Raw genomic sequence first — 17,833 nt, 5'->3', positions numbered from 1 at the left:
ATGTTCGAGCGATTCACCGACCGCGCGCGGCGGATCGTCGTCCTGGCCCAGGAAGAGGCGCGGGGGCTTCAGCACAACTACATCGGGACCGAGCACCTGCTGCTCGGCGCCCTGGTCGAGGGCGAGGGTGTCGCCGCGACGGTTCTGGTGGATCTCGGCGTGCCGTACGAGAGCGTCCACGCGCGGTTGGTGGAGATCATCGGCCTCGGCCAGACGGCGCCGAGCGGGCACATTCCCTTCACGCCCCGCGCCAAGAAGGTCATCCAGCTCTCCCTGCTCATCGCGCTGCGGATGGGCCACGGCTATGTCGGGACCGAGCACGTGCTGCTCGGACTGGTCGCCGAGGGTGAGGGCGTCGCCTGCCAGATAATGATCGGGCTCGGCGCCGATCTCGACCGGGTGCACGAGCACGTGATCACGACTCTCGCCAGCTACCCGGACGCTGCCGTCCCTGAAGGCGCCCCGCCATGGGCGATCCGCGACCCGTATGGCTTCCGGCGGTACAACGAGACCGCGCGGCGCGCGATCGTGGCGGCCGACGAAGAGGCGCAGAACCTTCGCCACAACCACATCGGCACCGAACACCACCTGCTCGGCATGCTCCGCGAGAACACGGTGGCCGCACGGGCCCTGACCAGTCTCGGCATCACCTACGACGCCGTCCGGCACGACGTCGAGTTGATCGCCAGGCCGGACGCGCAGCCGCCGGCCGGACGCCTGCCCGCAGGGCTCAGCCAGGACGCGCGGAGGATGCTGGCGCTCGCGCCGCGAGAGGCGGATCAGCTCGGCCACCGCGACATCAGCACCCAGCACCTTCTCCTGGCGCTCGTCCGGCCGAACGAGGGCGTCGCCTGCCAGGTGCTCGTCGCCCTCGGCGCCAATCTCGACCTGGTCCGCCGGCGGGCCCTCAACCCGCCCGGCGCCCCGCCCGGCACCGCGCCCAGCAGCGCGCCTGGCACCGCGTCCAGCGGCGCGCCCGGCACCGCGTCCAGCGGCGGGCTTGGCACCGCGTCCAGTGGCGGGCTTGGCACCGCGTCCAGCGGCGGGCCTGGCACCGCGTCCAGCGGCGCGCCTGGCACCGCGTCCAGCGGCGCGCCCGGCACCGCGCCCGGCGGCCCGCCCAGCGCGGGCGGGCGCCAGGCGGCCGCTGGATACCCGCCGCGCGTCACGTTCGAGCGGTTCACCGACCGGGCTCGGCGGGTGATCGTCCTGTCCCAGGAAGAGGCGCGGACGCTGGGCCACAACTACATCGGCACCGAGCACCTCCTGCTCGGCCTGATCCAGGAGGGCGGGGGCGTCGCCGCCAAGGTGATCGAGTTGGCGGGGATCTCGCTGACGGACCTACGGGCGGACACGGAGGAGATCATCGGGCGCGGGCCGGGGGCGCCGACCGGGCACATCCCGTTCACACCGCGGTCCAAGAAGGTGCTGGAGTGCGCGATGCGCGAGGCGCTGGCGCTCGGACACGACTATGTCGGCACCGAGCACCTCCTGCTCGGGATGATCCGGGAGGGCGAGGGCGTCGCGGCCGAGGTTCTCATCCAGCGCGGTCTGGGGCTCGACGGCACCCGCCGGAGTGTGATTCAGCTGCTGGCCCCGGCCACCGAAAGCGCGGTCGAGGAGTGGGCACGATGGCAGGCCGCGACGGTCGCTCGCGACGGCGGCCGTCCGGTCGAGCTCTACCACGGCGCGTCCGGCCTGGTGCTGCTCGCGCGGTCGGGTCTGCATCTTCCGCTCGGCTTCGTCACCGATGTGCTGCGGCTGACGCGGGCCGGTTCTCAGCCGGACGAGCGGTTGGCAGCGCTGCACGCGTTGCCGAATGTGCAGCGGATGCGCGCGCTCGCGTGGCCGACGCCGGCCCGGGTCGGGTTCGCGGCCCTTCTCGGCGCCGACGCGCCGGCCGACTCGCGTCTCGTCGCGCCGGGGGCGTCGGCGGCCGAGCTGCGTGACTCCCTGATGCGGGCCGTGGCCCGGGCTCGGGTCGGCGAACCCCAGGACGAGGTGACCGCCGAGATCCTGAATTCCGGGCGGCGCCTCAGCGACGGTGTCGTCACGACGCTGCTGGCGGTCGGTCCCGGGGCGGTGGCGGCGGATCCCTTGTTGCCGCTGCGGCTGCGGGACGGCGCCGACTGTGTGCCGGCGCTGTCCGGGCCGCAGCGGGCGTTGCTGGAGTGGACCGGTGCGCGGGCCGTCGTGCCGGCCCGCAGCCGAAGCTCATCGACGGCGCCCGGGCCTGGGCTGACCGGGATCAGTCGGCGGGGCAAACTGACCAACCTTTTGCCGTCGCAATTGGCCTTACCGTCTGAGCTGTTGCGGCACCGGTTCGCCAACGGTGCTCTGCTCTACCGTCTGCACGAGACCGAGACCCAGCCGCCGGTGGAGTCGGTGCGGATCTTGTTGGACGCCAGTCCGTCGACCTTCGGCTCGATCGGGGTCGTGCTGCGGATAGTGGTCCAAGCGATCGTGTCGGCATTGTGGGCGGCCCGTCGGGTGCCTACCCTCGTCTACCTTGATCAGCCGGAGCTTGAGACCCCCGTACACAAGCCGTCTGATCTTGGTTTGGTTTGGACGCGGCAAAGTCTCGAGCCGGTCGATCTGGCTCCGGTCCTGGTTTCCGCGCAGCGTTCCGAGCAGCCGTCGGTGCTGCTCACCCAGCATTGGTTGGTGGCCGACCACGGGATCGTCGCGACCGAGCGACTGCGGGTGATCACCACCCAGCGGCCGGGCGACGATCCCGAGGTTCCGCCCTCGCCACCGTTTCACGCGCATCTGGCCGCCGAACCGACCAAAGCCCAGCTCGCCGCGGCGGTCAGCGCGGCGCTCGCCCCGCAGGAGCGGTAGCCATGTTCGAGCGATTCACCGACCGCGCGCGGCGCATCATCGTGCTGGCTCAGGAGGAGGCGCGGATGCTGCGCCACAACCAACTCGGCACCGAGCACGTCCTGCTGGGGATGCTGCTCGAGGGTGAGGGCCTGGCGGCGCAGGCCCTGGGGAGCGCCGGCATCACGCTGGAGGCCGTCCGGGGGCAGGTCCTGGAGATCGTCGGGTGGGGCGAGGAGGACCCGAGCGGGTACATCCCGTTCACGCCGCGGGCGAAGACGGTCGTCGAGCTGACGCTGCGCGAGTCGCTGCAGCTCGGCCACAACTACATCGGCACCGAGCACCTGCTGCTCGCGCTGCTCCGGCACGGCGAGGGCGAGGGCATCGCGGCGCAGGTGCTGATCAATCTCGGCGCTGACTTCGGCGAGCTCCGGCGGCACACGCTGGAAATGCTTTCCAGCAACGCCCGACCGGCGCCATCGGGCCCGGTGCCGCGCGTCTCGCCGGTCCCGCCCACCGAGGAACTGGTACCGCCGCCGCCCGTACTGAACTACGAGCCGTTCGCGTACGAGCGGTTCACCGACCAGGCGCGGCGCGTCCTCGCCATGGCCGAGGAGGAGGCACGGTCGCTGAACCACAACTCCGTCGGCACCGAGCACCATCTGCTCGGCATGATCCGCGAGAGCGAAGGTGTTGCTGGGCAGGCACTGGAGGCTCTCGGCATCTCGCTGGAGACCGTCCGGCACGAAGTCGAGGAGATCCTCGGGCGCGGCCTTCAGCCGCCGGGCGGCCGCCTGCCGTTCACGCCGCGCGCGCGACGGGTGCAGGAGCTGGCCCTCCGGGAGGCGCTGCGGCTGGGGCACACCTACATCGGCACCGAGCATCTCCTGCTCGGGCTGGTCCGGGAGGGCGAGGGCGTCGGCTGCCAGATTCTGGTCAAGCTCGGTGCCGACCTCAACCGGGTCCGCCAGCAGGTCCTGTACATTCTCCGCCCCGGGGTTCCGCCGGCCGCTACCAGCGCGTCGTCCCTCGGCTTCGAGCGGTACAACGACCGGTCCCGGCGCGCCGTCGTGCTGGCCCAGGAGAACGCCCGGCTCCTTCGCCACAGCCACATCGGGACCGAACATCTCGTGCTCGGCCTGATCCACGAGGGCGAGGGTCTGGCCGCCAGCGTCCTCGAGAGCTTCGGCCTCTCCCTGGACGCGCTTCGCCGACGGGTCGAGGACATCGCCGGGGTGGGCGAGCAGTCGCCGGCCGGGCATGTCCCGTTCACGCCGCGGGCTCGTACCGTGCTGGGCTTCGCTCAGCAGGAGGCAATGCAATTCGGCGACAACTATGTCGCCACCGAGCACATCCTGCTCGGGATCGTCCGTGAGGGTGAGGGCGTCGGCGCGCAGGCGCTCGTCAGCCTGGGCGGCGATCTCGGCGGGATACGGTCGCGGCTCCTCGGGCTCATGTCGACCAGGCGGCGACGGGAGCCGGCGACCGCCGCAGCTCGTGGCACGTTCGAGCGGTTCACCGATCGAGCGCGGCGGATCGTCGTCCTGGCCCAGGAAGAGGCCAGGACGCTGTACCACAACTACGTCGGGCCCGAGCACCTGCTCCTCGGCCTGATCCACGACGGCGAGGGTGTCGCGATCGCGGTGATCGAGGGCATGGGCATCGCTCCCGAGGATCTCCGCCGGGAGGTCGAGGAGATCATCGGCCAGGGCGGTCGGGCGCCGAGCGGGTACATCCCGTTCACGCCGCGAGCGAAGAAGGTTCTGGATCTCGCGTGGCAGGAGGCACAGAACCTCGGTCACTCGTACGTCGGAGCGGAGCACCTGCTGCTCGGGATGCTCCGGGAGGGCGAGGGCGTCCCCGGCGTGGTGCTGCTTCGCCGCGGTGCGGAACTCCCTCCCACGCGGGTGGCGGTGCTCCGATCCCTCGGCGTCGTCCCGCCCGGGGCGACGGTGGAATCCGGGCAGCCCGCCGGCAACGCCGACCCCACTTCGTCGCTCGCTTCGTCGCTCGCCTCGTCGGTCGAGGAGTGGGCTCGCTGGCAGGCCGCTTCCATCGTCCGCAACGGTGGCCCCTCGGTCGAGCTCTACCACGGCGCGTCCGGGCTGGTGCTGCTCGGCCGGTCGGGGCTGCACCTGCCGCTGGGGTTCGTGGCCGACGTCCTGCGGCTGACCCGCGCCGGGTCGCAGCCGGAAGAGCGCCTCGCGGCGTTGCATTCGATGCCGGACGTGCAGCGGTTGCGGGCTCTGGGGTGGCCGCCGCCGGCCCGGGTCGGGTTCGCGGCGCTGCTCGGTGCCGGTGCGCCGGCCGATCCTCGCTGGGTGCCACCCGCGGCGGCGCCGGCCGAGCTGCGCTCCTCGCTGATGCGGGCCGTCAACCGGTCTCGCCCGGACGAGGCTCCGCCCGAGGTGACCGCCGAGATCCTCAACGCCGGCCGGCGTCTCAGCGAGGGTGTCCTGACGACCTTGCTGGTGGTGGGCCCGGGCGCGGTGGCGGCCGATCCCGCGCTGCCGTTGCGGTTGCGGCACGGCGCCGACGCGTTGCCCGCGCTGTCCGGCCCGCAGCAGGCCCTGCTGGAGTGGACCGGCGCCCGGGCGGTCGTGCCGGCGAGAAGCCGGAGCGCGTCGACGGCGCCGGGGCCGGGCCTGACCGGCATCAGCCGACGAGGCCAGTTGACTAACCTCTTGCCGTCGCAATTGGTCTTACCGCCTGCGATTTTGCGGCACCGGTTCGCCGACCGGGCCCTGCTCTACCGCCTGCACGAGACCGAAACCCAACCCCCGGTGGAGACCGTACGGATCCTGCTGGACACCAGCCCGCCGACGTTCGGCTCGATCGGGGTGGCGCTGCGGATCGTCGTGCAGGCGATCGTCTCGGCACTGTGGCAGGCACGTCAGGTGCCCACCCTCGTCTACCTCGATCAGCCGGATCTGGAGACCGCCGTGCACAAACCGTCGGATCTGGGTGCCGCCTGGACGCATCAGAGTCTCGAGCCGGTGGATCTCGGACCGGTGCTGGTCGCGGCGCAGCGGTCCGAGCAGCCGTCGGTGCTGCTGACCCAGCATCGGCTGGTGGCCGACCACGGGATCGTCGCGACCGAGCAGCTGCGGGTGATCACCGCCCAGCTGCCCGGGGACGACCCGGACGTGGCGGCGGATCCGCCGTTTCACGCGCATCTGGCCGCGGAGCCGACCAAAGCCCAGCTCGCGGACGCGGTTCGCACGGCGCTCGCCCCGAAGGAGCGGTAGCCATGTTCGAGCGATTCACCGACCGGGCCCGAAGCATCGTCCTGCTGGCCCGCGACGAGGCCCGGCTGCTCAACCACAACCACATCGGCACGGAGCATCTCCTGCTCGGCATGCTGCACGAGGGGGAGGCCGTCGCCGCCCAGGCCCTGACCAACCTCGGCATCACGCTGACGGATGCGCGCGAGCTGGTCCGGGAGATCATCGGCCGGGGGAGTGAGCCGCCGAGCGAGCACATCCCGTTCACGCCGCGCGCCAAGAAGGTGCTGGAGCTCTCGCTCCGCGAGGCCCTGCAGACGGGCAACAACTACATCGGTACGGAGCATGTGCTGCTCGGGCTGATCCGGGAGGGTGAAGGCGTCGCCTGCCAGGTGCTCGTCCGGCTCGGTACCGATCTCCGCGGGGCCCGGCAGGCCGTGCTCTCTCTCCTCGCCGGCTATCAGGCCCGGGCGAGCGCCCCGCCCGCCCCCGATGAGCGGTACACCGACTCCGCGCCGGCGCCGGCGCCAGCGCCGACACCGGCACCGGAGCCCGGATCCACCTCCCTGTTCGACCGGTTCAACGACCGGGCCCGCCGCGTGATCGTCCTGTCCCAGGAAGAGGCCAGGATGCTCCGCCACAACTACGTCGGCACCGAGCACCTGCTGCTCGGCCTGATCCACGAGAACGAGGGTGTGGCCGCCCGGGCGCTGGACCACCTCGGCATCACGCTGGAAGCCGTCCGGGAGCAGATCGACGAGATCATCGGGCTCGGTCAGCAGGCGCCGAGCGGACACATCCCGCTGACGCCGCGTACCCGTGCCGTGATCCAGCGGGCGCAGCTCGAGGCGACCCGGCTCGGCCGTGACTACGTCGGCACGGAGCACATCCTGCTCGGGCTGATCGTCGAGAGTGACGGCGTCGCCGCCCAACTGCTGGTCAAGCTCGGCGCCGGCCTCGATCGCGTACGCGAGCAGGTGATGTTGCTGCTCCCGCCCGGCCCGGGACGGTCGGCGACCGGCGTCGACAACATGTTCACGCTGTACGACCCGCTGGCGCGGCGCATCGTCGTCCTGTCCCAGGAATCGGCCCGGATGCTCGGCCACAACTACATCGGGGGCGAGCACGTCCTGCTCGGCCTGATCCATGACCAGGTCGGGGGAGCCGGCGTCGCGGCGCTGGAGAGCATGGGCGTCGCGCCGGCGGATCTCCGGGCGGAGGTCGAGCGGATCATCGGGTCGGGCCCGGACAGCCCGAGCGGACACATCCCGTTCACGGCCCGGGCCAAGAAGATCCTGGAACTGGCCTTTCGAGAATCACAAGACCTCGGGCACGCGTACGTCGGGCCGGAGCACTTCCTGATCGCCATGCTCCGGGAGGGTGAGGGCGTTCCCGCCCAGGTGCTGAGGCGGCGCGGAGTCGACCTGGACCGGGCCCGGCGCGCGGTGTTCGAGGTGCTAGGTGGCCTCCCGTCCGATGTGTCCGTGGACGCACCCTCCGACGCGATCGAGGAATGGGCCCGGTGGCAGGCCGCCACGCTCGTGCCCACCGGCGGTGCGTCGGCCGAGCTGTACCACGGGGTTTCCGGCCTGGTGCTGCTCGGCCAGTCCGGCCTGCATCTGCCGCTCGGTTTCGTCGCCGATGTGCTGCGGCTGACCCGCTCCGGTTCGCTGCCGGACGAGCGGCTGGCCGCGCTGCACGCGTTGCCGGACGTGCAGCGGCTGCGGGCGCTCGCCTGGCCGCCCGCGGCCCGCGTCGGCTTCGCGGCGTTGCTGGGTTCGGGCGTCCCGGCCGACCCCCGGCTCGCTCCGCCCACCGCGCCACCGGCCGAGCTGCGTGCCTCGCTGATCAGGGCGATAGGCCTCGGGCACACCGGCGCGGCGGAGCCGATCACCGCCGACGTTCTCCGCGCGAGCCCTCGGATCAGCGACGGGACCGTGACGACCCTGATCGTGGTCGGGCCAGGCGCGGTGGCCGCCGATCCCGCGCTGCCGCTGCGGCTGCGGCACGGCGCCGACACGTTGCCGGCGCTCTCCGGCCCGCAGCGCGCTCTGCTGGAGTGGACCGGTGCCCGGGCGGTCGTGCCGGCGCGAAGCCGCGCCGCGTCGACGGCGCCCGGGCCGGGCCTGACCGGGATCAGCCGGCGGGGCCGGTTGACTAACCTGCTGCCGTCGCAATTGGTCTTACCGCCTGCGATTTTGCGGCACCGGTTCGCCGATCGGGCGCTGCTCTATCGCCTGCACGAGACCGAGACCCAGCCTCCCGTGGAGACGGTGCGGATTCTGCTCGACACGAGCCCGCCCACCTTCGGGTCGATCGGGGTCGCGTTGCGGATCGTCGTGCAGGCGATCGTCTCGACGCTGTGGGCCGCGCGCCGGGTTCCTACCCTCGTCTATCTAGACCAACCCGGACTGGAGACCGCCGTGCACAAGCCGTCCGACCTCGGCGCCGCCTGGACCCACCAGAGCCTGGAGCCGGTCGATCTGGCCCCGGTGCTGGTCGGCGCGCAGCGCTCCGGCCAACCGTCCGTGTTGCTCACCCAGCACCGGCTGGTGGCCGATCACGGCATCGTCGCCACCGCTCAGCTGCGCGTGATCACGACTCAGTTGCCGGGCGACGATCCCGAGGTGCCGCCCGAACCGCCCTTCCACGCCCACCTGACCGCCGAGCCGACCAAGGCGCAGCTCACCGCGGCCGTCCGCACCGCACTGGCCCCGGAGGCACGATGAGCAAACGGTACGACCTTCCGGAGGCACGATGAGCAAACGGCATGACTCTCCGGAGGCACGATGAGCACACCCGACGAGATCGTCCGGCGGGCCGTGGTCGCCGAGGCCGAGGAGGCGCTGCGCCGGGCCACGAGCTGGCAGCTGCCGGTGCAGCGTTGGGTGCGGGTCGACGCCGCCGTCACCGAGCTGGTGACCGCGTTGGAGAGCGGTGACCCCGACGCGATCCGGGCGGCGACCGCACACCTCGAGCTGGCCGGGCCGATCCGGGTCGCCCGGCTCGGGCACGAGCCGCCGCCGCAATCGGCGCCGGCACCGATACGCGACCGGATCGTCCGGATCGTGGACCGCACGGCCCCCTCGAAACCGGCGGAAGACGATGACCAAGACGACACCGGCGGACGACGATGACCGCGACGACATTCGCGGACGACGATGACCACGACGACACCCGCGGACGACGATGACCACGACGCCGACACTCACTGACCGCCAGGCCGTCCTTCACCTGTTCGCCCGGGTCGACGGCCCGGGCGCGGCCGACGCCTACGACCAGATCCGTGCCGTGTGGCAGCGGTGTTCGTCCACACTGGATGTCACGGAGGCGATCGCCGCCCTCGACCTGCCCGCCGACCTGCCCCCGACCCTCGACACGGTCGGCGTGGGGGCGGTGGCCGCCGCGTACGCGAAAGGTCCGGGAGTGCTGCAGGCGCTCGCCCACCGCGAGGCCGGCGTGTTGTGCCTGTCGATCGCGCATGCGCCCGAATCGCCGGGGTGGGACTGGGAACGCCTCGCCCGGACGTGGGACGACCTTACCGCCGGCACCACGTCGGCGTTGCTCGGCCACGTACGCCTGTATCTGGGTTTCCATCCGGCGGACGCCACGCCGAGCTGGATCGAGGCCGCCACGCGCGGGGCCCGCCCGAACGGGAACCAGCGCTGGCCGCGACCGGTCCGCGTCGACAGGAACCGCCACGTGTGGGAGACCGGTCCGGGCGAGGACGGCCGGGCCGGCCGCACGCTGGTGATCGCGGCCCCGGCCGGCACCGACGACGAGGTCAGCGCCTGGCTCTGGAGCCCGGGCGCCGGAGCTCGGGCACCCCTGACGCGGTATCTGGTCGACGCGGCCAAGATGCACGCCCTGGTTCGCACGCTGCGCGACGAGCGCCAGGTGATCGAGCTGCGGGCCCGCATCGACGAGGGCGCCGACCGGCTGGTGGGCCTGATGTCCGGCGCGGCGACCGAGGACAAGCTGCGGGCGGCCCTCCAGCAGGTGGCGGTCACCCAGGCCGAGTCGGCCGGGGTCATCGACACGATCGCGTGGTGCCGGCGGGCGGGACTCTCGGCCGAGGCCGCGGCCGCGAACCTGAGCGCGGCCCGGAAAGCCCATCTCGACGGCGACGCGGAACACGGGCCGTTCGCCGACGACGTCGCGATGACCGGGAGCCTGCGCGATCACCTCGACGACGACCTGCACTATCTGACCGTGGCCCGGGAACGCGCGCAGCAGCTCACCGACGTGGTCGGCACCGTGCTGGCCGGCCGGCTCGAGGAGCGCCGCGAGGCCGGCCACCGTCGCCAGGAGCGGTTCGGTCTGGTGCAGGCGGCGCTGATCGGCGCCGTGCTGATGGGCCTGACCGCGATCCAGTCGCTCAGCTACACCGTGCCGATGCCCGCCTCGGCCAAGCCCGCGCTGATCGCGACCCTCGGCGCCATCGCGCTCTACCTGGCCGCGATCGCGGTCCGGCTGGTGCTGCCGTCCCGCCGCGCCCTCCTGTCCTGGCTGGAGGATCTGGCCCTGGCTCTGGCCATCGGCTCGGCTCTCTGGCTGGCCGCGGCGTGGATCTCCCGACGGGCCTTCGGCCACGTCCTTCCGTGGGGTCTCACGCTGGGTGCGTTCGGTGCCGGCATCGTTGCCGCTGCCGCGGTTTCTGTCGTACGGAGGAAACGCCGATGACCCTGGGTTTCAGCGACGCGGAGCTGGCGGCGATCGCCGACGCGTTCCCGGTCGGACCGGCCACGAACCTGTTGTTGTCGCGGGCCGGCTACCCGCGGGGCAACATCCCCAGCATGATCGGCGTGTCGGCGGCGATGTTCTGGCGGATGGTCAGCCAGGAGCTCGAGGCGGGCGCCCTGGAGAACGGCCGGGAACGGATCCTCGCCGTCGCCGCCGAGACCTACCCGGCCCACCCGGTGCTCGGCGGCCGCCGCATCCGCAGCGTGCTCGTGGTCGGCGCCGCCCCGGACGGCCTGCAGCCGCTGCGTCTCGACCGGGAGCTCGCCGAGGCGATCCGGGCCGTGGAGGGGCGCGGCATCACGGTCGCCTACCGCCCCGCCGCCGACGTCACCGACCTCGGCGTTCTCGGCACCGACCCGCCCGACCTGCTGCATCTCGCCTGCCACGGCAACGGCGACTCCCTGCTCTTCGAGGGACCGAACGGCGCGCGCCGGGTCGCGATCGGCGACCTGCTCGCGATCCTGCAGACCTATCCAAGGTTCCGCGGCGTCTATCTGGCCTCGTGCGAGGGCGCCGGGCTGGCCGATCGGTTCGGCGCCGTCGCCGATCAGGTCGTGGCGTTCGAGGGCGAGCTGCCCGACCGGTGCGCGCTCGCCTTCACCGCCCAGCTCTACCGCGCCCTGGTCTCGGCGCCCGACCTGCGCGGCGCGGCCGACCGGGCGATGGCCATGATGGTCGCCGCGAGGCAACCCTGCCGCGCGCTCGCCGATCGGATCATCGTCCGATGACCACGCCGGTGTGGACACCCGCGCTGCTCGGGACGGTGGTGGACGGCGGACGGCTGCGCTGCGACCTCTGCCCGCACCTCTGCGAGCTCGCCCCGGGCGAGGTGGGGGAGTGCGCGGTGCGGCGCAACAACGACGGCGCCCTGGAGACCGCCACCTTCGCCGCGTCCGTGCAACACGACGACGCCATCGAGCGCAAGCCGTTCTACCATGTGTTGCCGGGCAGCCGGGTGCACACGCTGGGCGCTCCGGGCTGCTCGTTCCGCTGCAACTACTGCATCAACCACCGGCTCTCGCAGTACGGCCGTACGCCTGACGTGCCGTGGACGGCGAGCCCGGTCGACGTGGCCGCGGTGGTCGACGGCGCGGCCGCGGCCGGGGCCTCGATCGGACTCTCCTATGCCGAGCCCGGCCTCGCCCCCGAGCTGACCCTGGCCCTGGCCGAGCGGGCCGCCCCGGTGGGCGTACCGATCCTGTGGAAGTCCAACGGATTCCTCACCCCGCCGGCGATCGACCTGGTGGCGCCGCACCTGTTCGCCGTCAACATCGACGTCAAGGCGCCCGACGACCGCTCGCACGCTCGCCTGACCGGGGCGCCGGTCGGACCGGTCCTCGACGCGATCGAGCGGTTCCGGGCGGCCGGGGTGTGGGTCGAGGTCTGCACCCCGCTGATCCCGGGGGTCAGCGACACGGCGGCGGCGCAGGCGGCGATCGCGCGGCGCATCGCCGCGATCGACCCGGAGATTCCGTGGCATCTACTGCGGTTCACGCCGGACTTCCGCATGCGGCGGCATCCGCCGACGCAGCCGGCCGATCTGCTGGCGGCCGCCACGATCGGGTACGAAAACGAACTCGCCTTTGTGTACGTCGAGCGTGCTCTCGGCGCGGATTACCGGAACAGCCGGTGCCGTGAGTGTGGCTCCGTGTTGATTGAGCGTGGCATCTGGTCGACAATCACAAGCAGCGTCGCCGATGGGCGATGTGCGTTCTGCGATGCTTCCGTCCCCGGCCGATGGGTTGCCCCCGGTGTCCGACGTTGATCACGAATTCGTTCCCGACCTCCCCGACCTGATCGATGCCGCAGAGTACGAGTCCCATCCGGACGGTCGGCTGATGAGATTCCAGCTAAGAGTCACCGACGATGGGGTTCAGGTGCTGGGCGACGCGTTCCGGCCCACCGACCTCGAAGCCATTCTGCGTGCCATTGACGACGGTCCGATCGAGCAGATGCTCTGCGGCTGACAAACTGGAGACGGCCCTGACCACGACCGGGCGAATGGATCCCCCGCCGGACCCGATGACGGCCGAGGAGGCCGATTTCGAGGCCGGGGCCGCCGCCGCTTTCGACCCGCAGAAACACAAGCGCACCGCTCTCACCGGCCTCAACTCGTGGTGGAACCACCTGCTCTGCGACCGCTGCGGGCACACCTTCCGGCGCGGCGAGCGCGTGCACGTCACCCGCGAGCCGCGGGCGGCGCACCACGCCGAGCTGCCCGGGGTGTGCCACGACCCGGCGAAAAAGGCGCCGTCCGCGCCCGTGCTCGCGGCCGACGTCGCCGAGTTCGCCGAGGGTGTCGAGGCCGTGTGGGGGTCCGGCGACACCCCGGTGCGCACGCTGGGCGCCGACGACTGGCGGGTCGCCCGGCCGCCCGCCCCGATGCAGCGCACCCGCTGCCTGGTCTGCGCGCACACGCTGCGGGCCGGCGAGCGGGTGGTCGTCTGCCCGTGCAACCCCGGCCGCCCCGAGTGCGCCGCGACCATCCACCGCGATCCCGCGGCCGGGCTGACCTGCTGGGAGACGTGGCGCCCGGCCGGCACCGTCACGTCCTGCCCGATCACCATGGCTCGCCGGACCGGTGCCTGACCGTGACGGCCACGACTCCGGCCGCGGCCGAGGACCGGTACGCGCGGCAGCGCCTCATCCCCGGCTGGGACCAGGAGCGGCTCGCCGCGGCGACCGTGGTCGTCGCGGGGACCGGCGCGCTCGGCAACGAGGTCGCCAAGAACCTCGCCCTCGCCGGCGTCGGGCACCTGCTGCTCTGCGATCCCGACACGGTGTCCGGCTCCAACCTGAGCCGCGGCGTGCTTTTCGGCGCGGCCGAAAATGATCCGATCGGCCGCAGCAAGGTCGAGGTCGCCCGCGAGACGCTGCGGCGCATCGCGCCCGGCGTGCGGGTGACCACCCGCGACCGCGACCTGACCACCGGGATCGGGCTGGGCGAGCTCGCCGACGCCGACGTGGTGGCCGGCTGCCTCGACAGCGTCCGGGCCCGGGTCGACCTGCTCGGCCGGTGCGCGCTGGTCGACGCGCTGCTCATCGACGGCGGCACCGGGCACTGGGACGGTGAGGTCCGCGTCCGCCGGGGCATCGACGACGGCTGCTACGCCTGCTCGCTGCCGGTACGCCAGCGCGGTCTCAGCGACATCCCGTGGAGCTGCGCCGACGAGCCCGACGGCGGCCCGGCGCCCGCCATGGTGGCGACCACCGCCTTCGTCGCGGCCCAGCTGAGCCTCCTCGCGCTCGGGGCGATCCAAGGACGGCCACCACGGCCCGGCTTCCTCGTGCTCGACGGCGTCACCGGCGACACCCGGCACGTTGAGGTCGGCCGCGACCCGGCCTGCCTTCACCACCGGCCGCTCGGCGCCTGGGAGCGGGCCACGGCCGGCGCCGGGTCCACGGTGGCCGAGCTGATCGGCGAGCTGCCCGCGGGCGCCGAGCCGGAGACCTGGGCCGAGTTCAACGCGCCCGGCGGCATCGGCGGCCGGGCCCGGCCGACCAACCGCCTGCGCGACGCCGATCCCGGCGTCCGACTGTCCGAGCTGGGCGTCGCGCCCGGGGAGATCCTGCCCGTACGCCTGACTGAGGGGGACTATCGGTGGCTTCGTCTGAAAGCATGAGGGGGTCGGGCGGTCCGTCGGGTCCCGACGACGGCGACGCCGAGATTCCGCTCAACGAGATCGAGCGCGAGGACCTGCTGCACGCCGTGGCCGAGGCGTTCAACAGCGAGGCCGCGGCGGAGAACATCCTCGACCGCATCCAGTTCCCGCGGTCCCAGCGGCCGAACTTCACCACGCTCACCCCGGACCAGTACTGGACCTCGATCGGCCAGCAGCTGCGGCTCGGCGTGATCTTCAGCCCCAACCGGCGGCTGATCGAGGCGGCGCTGCGGGTGTACGCGCACAACGAGATCTTCCGGGGCCTCGCCCTGCGGTACGGGCTGATCCAGGGCGAGGGCCGCGCGGCCGCGCCGGTGATCTCCCCGCCGACCGCGACCACGTCCTCGTCGGAGCCGGCGACCGAGACGCCGCAGCCGGAGACGCCGCAACCCGAGACGCCGTCCGAGGCGCCCGCGCCGCCGCCGGTGGTGGAGGAGGAGACGGCGACCTGCCACGTGATCGTGCGGGCCAGCTCCGAGGACGAGCGGGCCGAGGCGGCCAAGGTGCTGCAGCAGCTCGGCCTCGAGCCGCAGGACGTCTGGGCCACCACCCATGCCGTGTCGTTCCAGGTCAACCTGCGCGACACCAGCGCGCTGCGGCGGCTGCTCGACCAGACCGACATCGGCTGGACCGTGGTGCCGCCCACCGCCCGCGACTACCTGCTCCGCCAGCTCTACGTGGACGGGCCGGACGGCCGGCGGTTCCGGCTGCTCGACGCGCCCGCCCAGCAGACCGTGGCCAACGTCGCCCAGGGGGTGGTCGACCAGTACGGCGGCGGCTTCACCGACCGGGCCCGGCCGACCGTGGTCGACCACGTCGAGCAGGGCGGCAAGGGCCGCCGGCTGGATCCCGAGCAGACGTTGCACGACGCCGGCGTGGGGGAGGGCAGCCTGCTGCGGGTCGGCTTCCAGGCCACCGCCGGCGCGGTCAACCCGCTCGACCGGCAGGACGCGCTCAGCCGGGCGCGCAACGAGATCCTCGAGGCCGCGGCCGGCCGGCCCGACCTCGTGGTCAGCGCGGCGCCGCCGACGCTGCCGACCGAGTACGAGATCGAGTTCGAGCAGGAGAGCTTCGGCCCGCCCGACGCCGACGGCGGGGACCCGCGGCCGGTGTTCGAGCATGTCGTGCAGATCCGGCTGCGGCCCGACTTCCCGGAGGTGGCGCCCGTCGCGTACTGGCTGACGCCGATCTTCCATCCGAACGTCTACCCGAACTACGACAGCGAGCAGGCCCGCGACCGCCCCTACCAGCGTGGCCTGGTCTGCCTCGGCGAGCTCGCCGAGGCGTACGTGCCGGGTCTGCATTTCGGAAAGCTCGTGGAGACCTTGATCGCGATGGCCGCGTTCCGCAACTACGCGGTGTTCGAGCCGACCGGGGAGGTCGGGCCGGACGGGCGGACGGAGCTGCGCGGCAACTTCTACGACTCGCTCGCGGCGCGCTGGGTGCTGACCAACCAGGACCGGATCGTGCGGATGGGCGGCCGGCCGATCCGGGCCGAGAAACAGCCGAGGGCCGAGTACCGCAACATGATCGAGGAACTCGGATGACCTCGGCGACCGTGGTGTTGTTCCGCACCGACACGCTGACCAAGTTCGGCAGCGTCGGTCTCACGGAGCTGCTCACGCCGGTCTTCGAGGACCTGCTCGACCGCTCGCTCGAGGGCGCGGAATTCCACATGACCCTGTTGCCGATTCGCGACGGCGCGACGTTGCGCGGCGATCCGACGTTGATAAACCTGCGCAGCAGCCACGGCTACGTGCACATCCGGATCCGGCAGCACGACGCGGTGATCTACCAGCACCCGCACTCGGTCCGCGAGGTCATCGGCCGGCCGCTGCAACGTCTGCTGGGCAAGGACTTCCCCGAGGAGCACCAGATGGGCTTCGGCATCGTCGCGGACGGCCTGGCCGGCCTGTCCGTCACCCGCCCCACGCCGGTCAACGAGGGCAGCATCGACATCCTCGCCCGCCAGCGCCAGCCGGTGTTCCACCTCGAGGAGGTCGCCGAGCCGGGGCCGCCGGAGATGACGGCCGAAGGGCTGGGCGTGCCGGACACGGACGCCAACGGGCCGGTCGGCGTCGTGCTCACCGCCGGCGTACGGGATCAGTTGCTGCGCGACATGGAGCTGTCGAACAAGGTCGAGGAGGGCGGGTTTCTCGCCGGCCGGCCCTACCGGGACGCCGCCCATCCCGACCGCCACCTCGTGCTGATCACGGCCGTGCTGCCGGCCGAGCGCACCGGGGCGTCGCTGCTGCATTTCACCTTCACCGGGGACAGCTTCCTGCGGATCAGCGAGACGCTCGCCCGCCGGGGCCAGGACGAGGCGCTGGTCGGCTGGTACCACACCCACCTGTTCCCGGCGACGGTCGAGATGGGCCTGTCCACGATCGACATCGAGCTGCACTCCTCGACGTTCCGAAGGCCCTGGCAGGTGGCCGGCCTGATCAACTTGGACGGCTACGGCCGCGTCCTGCGTTTCTACGCCGACCAGGCGGGCACCATCCGGCCCACTCCGTTTCAGGCGCAGGACTCATGACCGCCGAATCCACCGCGCAGGCCGTGCTGGGCTGGGCCGTACGCGCCGACGGGCCGATGCCCGGCGGTGACCTCTCGGCCCTCGGCGACCTGGCCGCGCCCTCCGAGGAGACCGTGCACAAGTACGCGGTGCTGGCCGCCGCCTGCGCCGCGCGGCTCGGCACCGGCGCCCCGCCGTTCGGCGACGCCACGCCCGCCGACACCGGGGGCATCCTGCTCGCCGCCGCGCTCGGCGGCCAGGCCGAGGCCACCGCCGCGGAGCGCCTGATCGAGCTGGTGCCGTCCGTCCGGGTGACCCAGGCGGGCTGGTCGGCGGCCGTCGCCCGGCACGCGGTGACGATGCGGGCCGTCACCCACCCGCTCGCGGAGCGCTGCCTCGCGGTCTCGCCGCTCACCCGGCTGCTGCACCGGCCGACCCGCGACGCGCTGGCCGGCGACTCCGTCGAGACCGATGTCGCGCTGGCCAACCGCCTGCTGGGCCTGCGCGGCGGCGAGCGCATCCTGTGGCACGCGTGGGCCGAGCCGTCCGCCGACGCCGACGTGCTGACCTGGCGCGCCACCGTGCTGAGCCGGCTGGTCACCGAGGAGCCCGGCCGGGTGCTCGACCTCTACGTCCTGGCCCGGCTGCGCTGGGGCGCGGAGTGGGACAAGGTGAACCGCACCGCGATCCGGGAGCTGAGCCGCTTCGCCGGCCGGCCCGCCGGGCCGCTCGCGGTCCTCACCTTCTGGCTGCCCCTGGCCCGCCTCGACCGCAACCGGCCCGAGCTGCTGCGGGCCCGGCCGCTGCTGAGCGGCCACCGCCCGATCATCGACGCGATCGTGCGCCTCGGCCTGATCGGGAGGGGATGA

General features: G+C 72.7%; 13 protein-coding genes. All 13 read left to right on the top strand.

Going from position 1 to position 17,833, the window contains the following annotated elements:
* Genes A3CQ_RS57140 through A3CQ_RS0107080 form a run of 13 tightly spaced genes read left to right on the top strand, consistent with a single transcriptional unit; the run spans position 1 to position 17,833 of the window.
* The gene (locus tag A3CQ_RS57140; RefSeq protein WP_020510238.1) at positions 1 to 2,841 is read left to right on the top strand and encodes a Clp protease N-terminal domain-containing protein; all 2,841 of its coding nucleotides are present in this window, start codon (positions 1 to 3) and stop codon (positions 2,839 to 2,841) included.
* Between the two features lie 2 nt (positions 2,842 to 2,843).
* Positions 2,844 to 6,068 carry a Clp protease N-terminal domain-containing protein gene (locus A3CQ_RS0107135; RefSeq protein ID WP_020510237.1) on the top strand — a complete coding sequence of 1,075 codons (3,225 nt, stop codon included), beginning with the start codon at positions 2,844 to 2,846 and terminating at the stop codon, positions 6,066 to 6,068.
* A 2-nt stretch (positions 6,069 to 6,070) separates the two neighbouring features.
* Entirely contained in the window at positions 6,071 to 8,773 is a 2,703-nt protein-coding gene (locus tag A3CQ_RS0107130) for a Clp protease N-terminal domain-containing protein (RefSeq protein WP_020510236.1), read from the top strand.
* Positions 8,774 to 8,833: 60 nt separating this feature from the next.
* Positions 8,834 to 9,181 carry a CATRA system-associated protein gene (locus tag A3CQ_RS0107125; RefSeq protein ID WP_020510235.1) on the top strand — a complete coding sequence of 116 codons (348 nt, stop codon included), beginning with the start codon at positions 8,834 to 8,836 and terminating at the stop codon, positions 9,179 to 9,181.
* 52 nt (positions 9,182 to 9,233) lie between these two features.
* Positions 9,234 to 10,727, top strand: coding sequence for a CATRA conflict system CASPASE/TPR repeat-associated protein (locus tag A3CQ_RS0107120; protein WP_020510234.1), 1,494 nt, complete (start codon positions 9,234 to 9,236; stop codon positions 10,725 to 10,727).
* Positions 10,724 to 11,515, top strand: a complete 792-nt coding sequence (locus tag A3CQ_RS57135) for an effector-associated domain EAD1-containing protein (protein WP_020510233.1) — start codon at positions 10,724 to 10,726, stop codon at positions 11,513 to 11,515. Before A3CQ_RS0107120 ends, A3CQ_RS57135 begins: the two co-directional genes overlap by 4 nt.
* On the top strand, positions 11,512 to 12,552 hold the full coding sequence (locus tag A3CQ_RS0107110) for a radical SAM protein (protein ID WP_020510232.1): 1,041 nt from the start codon (positions 11,512 to 11,514) through the stop codon (positions 12,550 to 12,552). The genes A3CQ_RS57135 and A3CQ_RS0107110 overlap by 4 nt, the downstream gene beginning before the upstream one ends.
* Positions 12,539 to 12,754, top strand: coding sequence for a radical SAM-modified peptide, FtsH ternary system-associated (locus A3CQ_RS0107105; RefSeq protein ID WP_020510231.1), 216 nt, complete (start codon positions 12,539 to 12,541; stop codon positions 12,752 to 12,754). The genes A3CQ_RS0107110 and A3CQ_RS0107105 overlap by 14 nt, the downstream gene beginning before the upstream one ends.
* Before the next feature lie 34 nt (positions 12,755 to 12,788).
* Positions 12,789 to 13,376 carry a hypothetical protein gene (locus A3CQ_RS0107100; RefSeq protein WP_020510230.1) on the top strand — a complete coding sequence of 196 codons (588 nt, stop codon included), beginning with the start codon at positions 12,789 to 12,791 and terminating at the stop codon, positions 13,374 to 13,376.
* Between the two features lie 2 nt (positions 13,377 to 13,378).
* Complete coding sequence (locus A3CQ_RS0107095) at positions 13,379 to 14,410, top strand: HesA/MoeB/ThiF family protein (RefSeq protein WP_157295474.1); 1,032 nt, start codon at positions 13,379 to 13,381, stop codon at positions 14,408 to 14,410.
* On the top strand, positions 14,407 to 15,996 hold the full coding sequence (locus tag A3CQ_RS0107090; RefSeq protein WP_020510228.1) for an effector-associated domain EAD1-containing protein: 1,590 nt from the start codon (positions 14,407 to 14,409) through the stop codon (positions 15,994 to 15,996). Before A3CQ_RS0107095 ends, A3CQ_RS0107090 begins: the two co-directional genes overlap by 4 nt.
* Positions 15,993 to 16,985 carry a JAB N-terminal domain-containing protein gene (locus tag A3CQ_RS0107085; protein WP_020510227.1) on the top strand — a complete coding sequence of 331 codons (993 nt, stop codon included), beginning with the start codon at positions 15,993 to 15,995 and terminating at the stop codon, positions 16,983 to 16,985. The genes A3CQ_RS0107090 and A3CQ_RS0107085 overlap by 4 nt, the downstream gene beginning before the upstream one ends.
* A complete protein-coding gene (locus A3CQ_RS0107080) occupies positions 16,982 to 17,833 on the top strand; it encodes a hypothetical protein (RefSeq protein WP_020510226.1) in 852 nt (283 codons plus the stop codon). Before A3CQ_RS0107085 ends, A3CQ_RS0107080 begins: the two co-directional genes overlap by 4 nt.

Source organism: Paractinoplanes globisporus DSM 43857, from assembly GCF_000379645.1.
GTDB classification, from domain to species: domain Bacteria; phylum Actinomycetota; class Actinomycetes; order Mycobacteriales; family Micromonosporaceae; genus Actinoplanes; species Actinoplanes globisporus.
The sequence above is the reverse complement of the archived record's forward strand: the minus strand, read 5'-3'. Positions and strand labels throughout refer to the sequence as shown.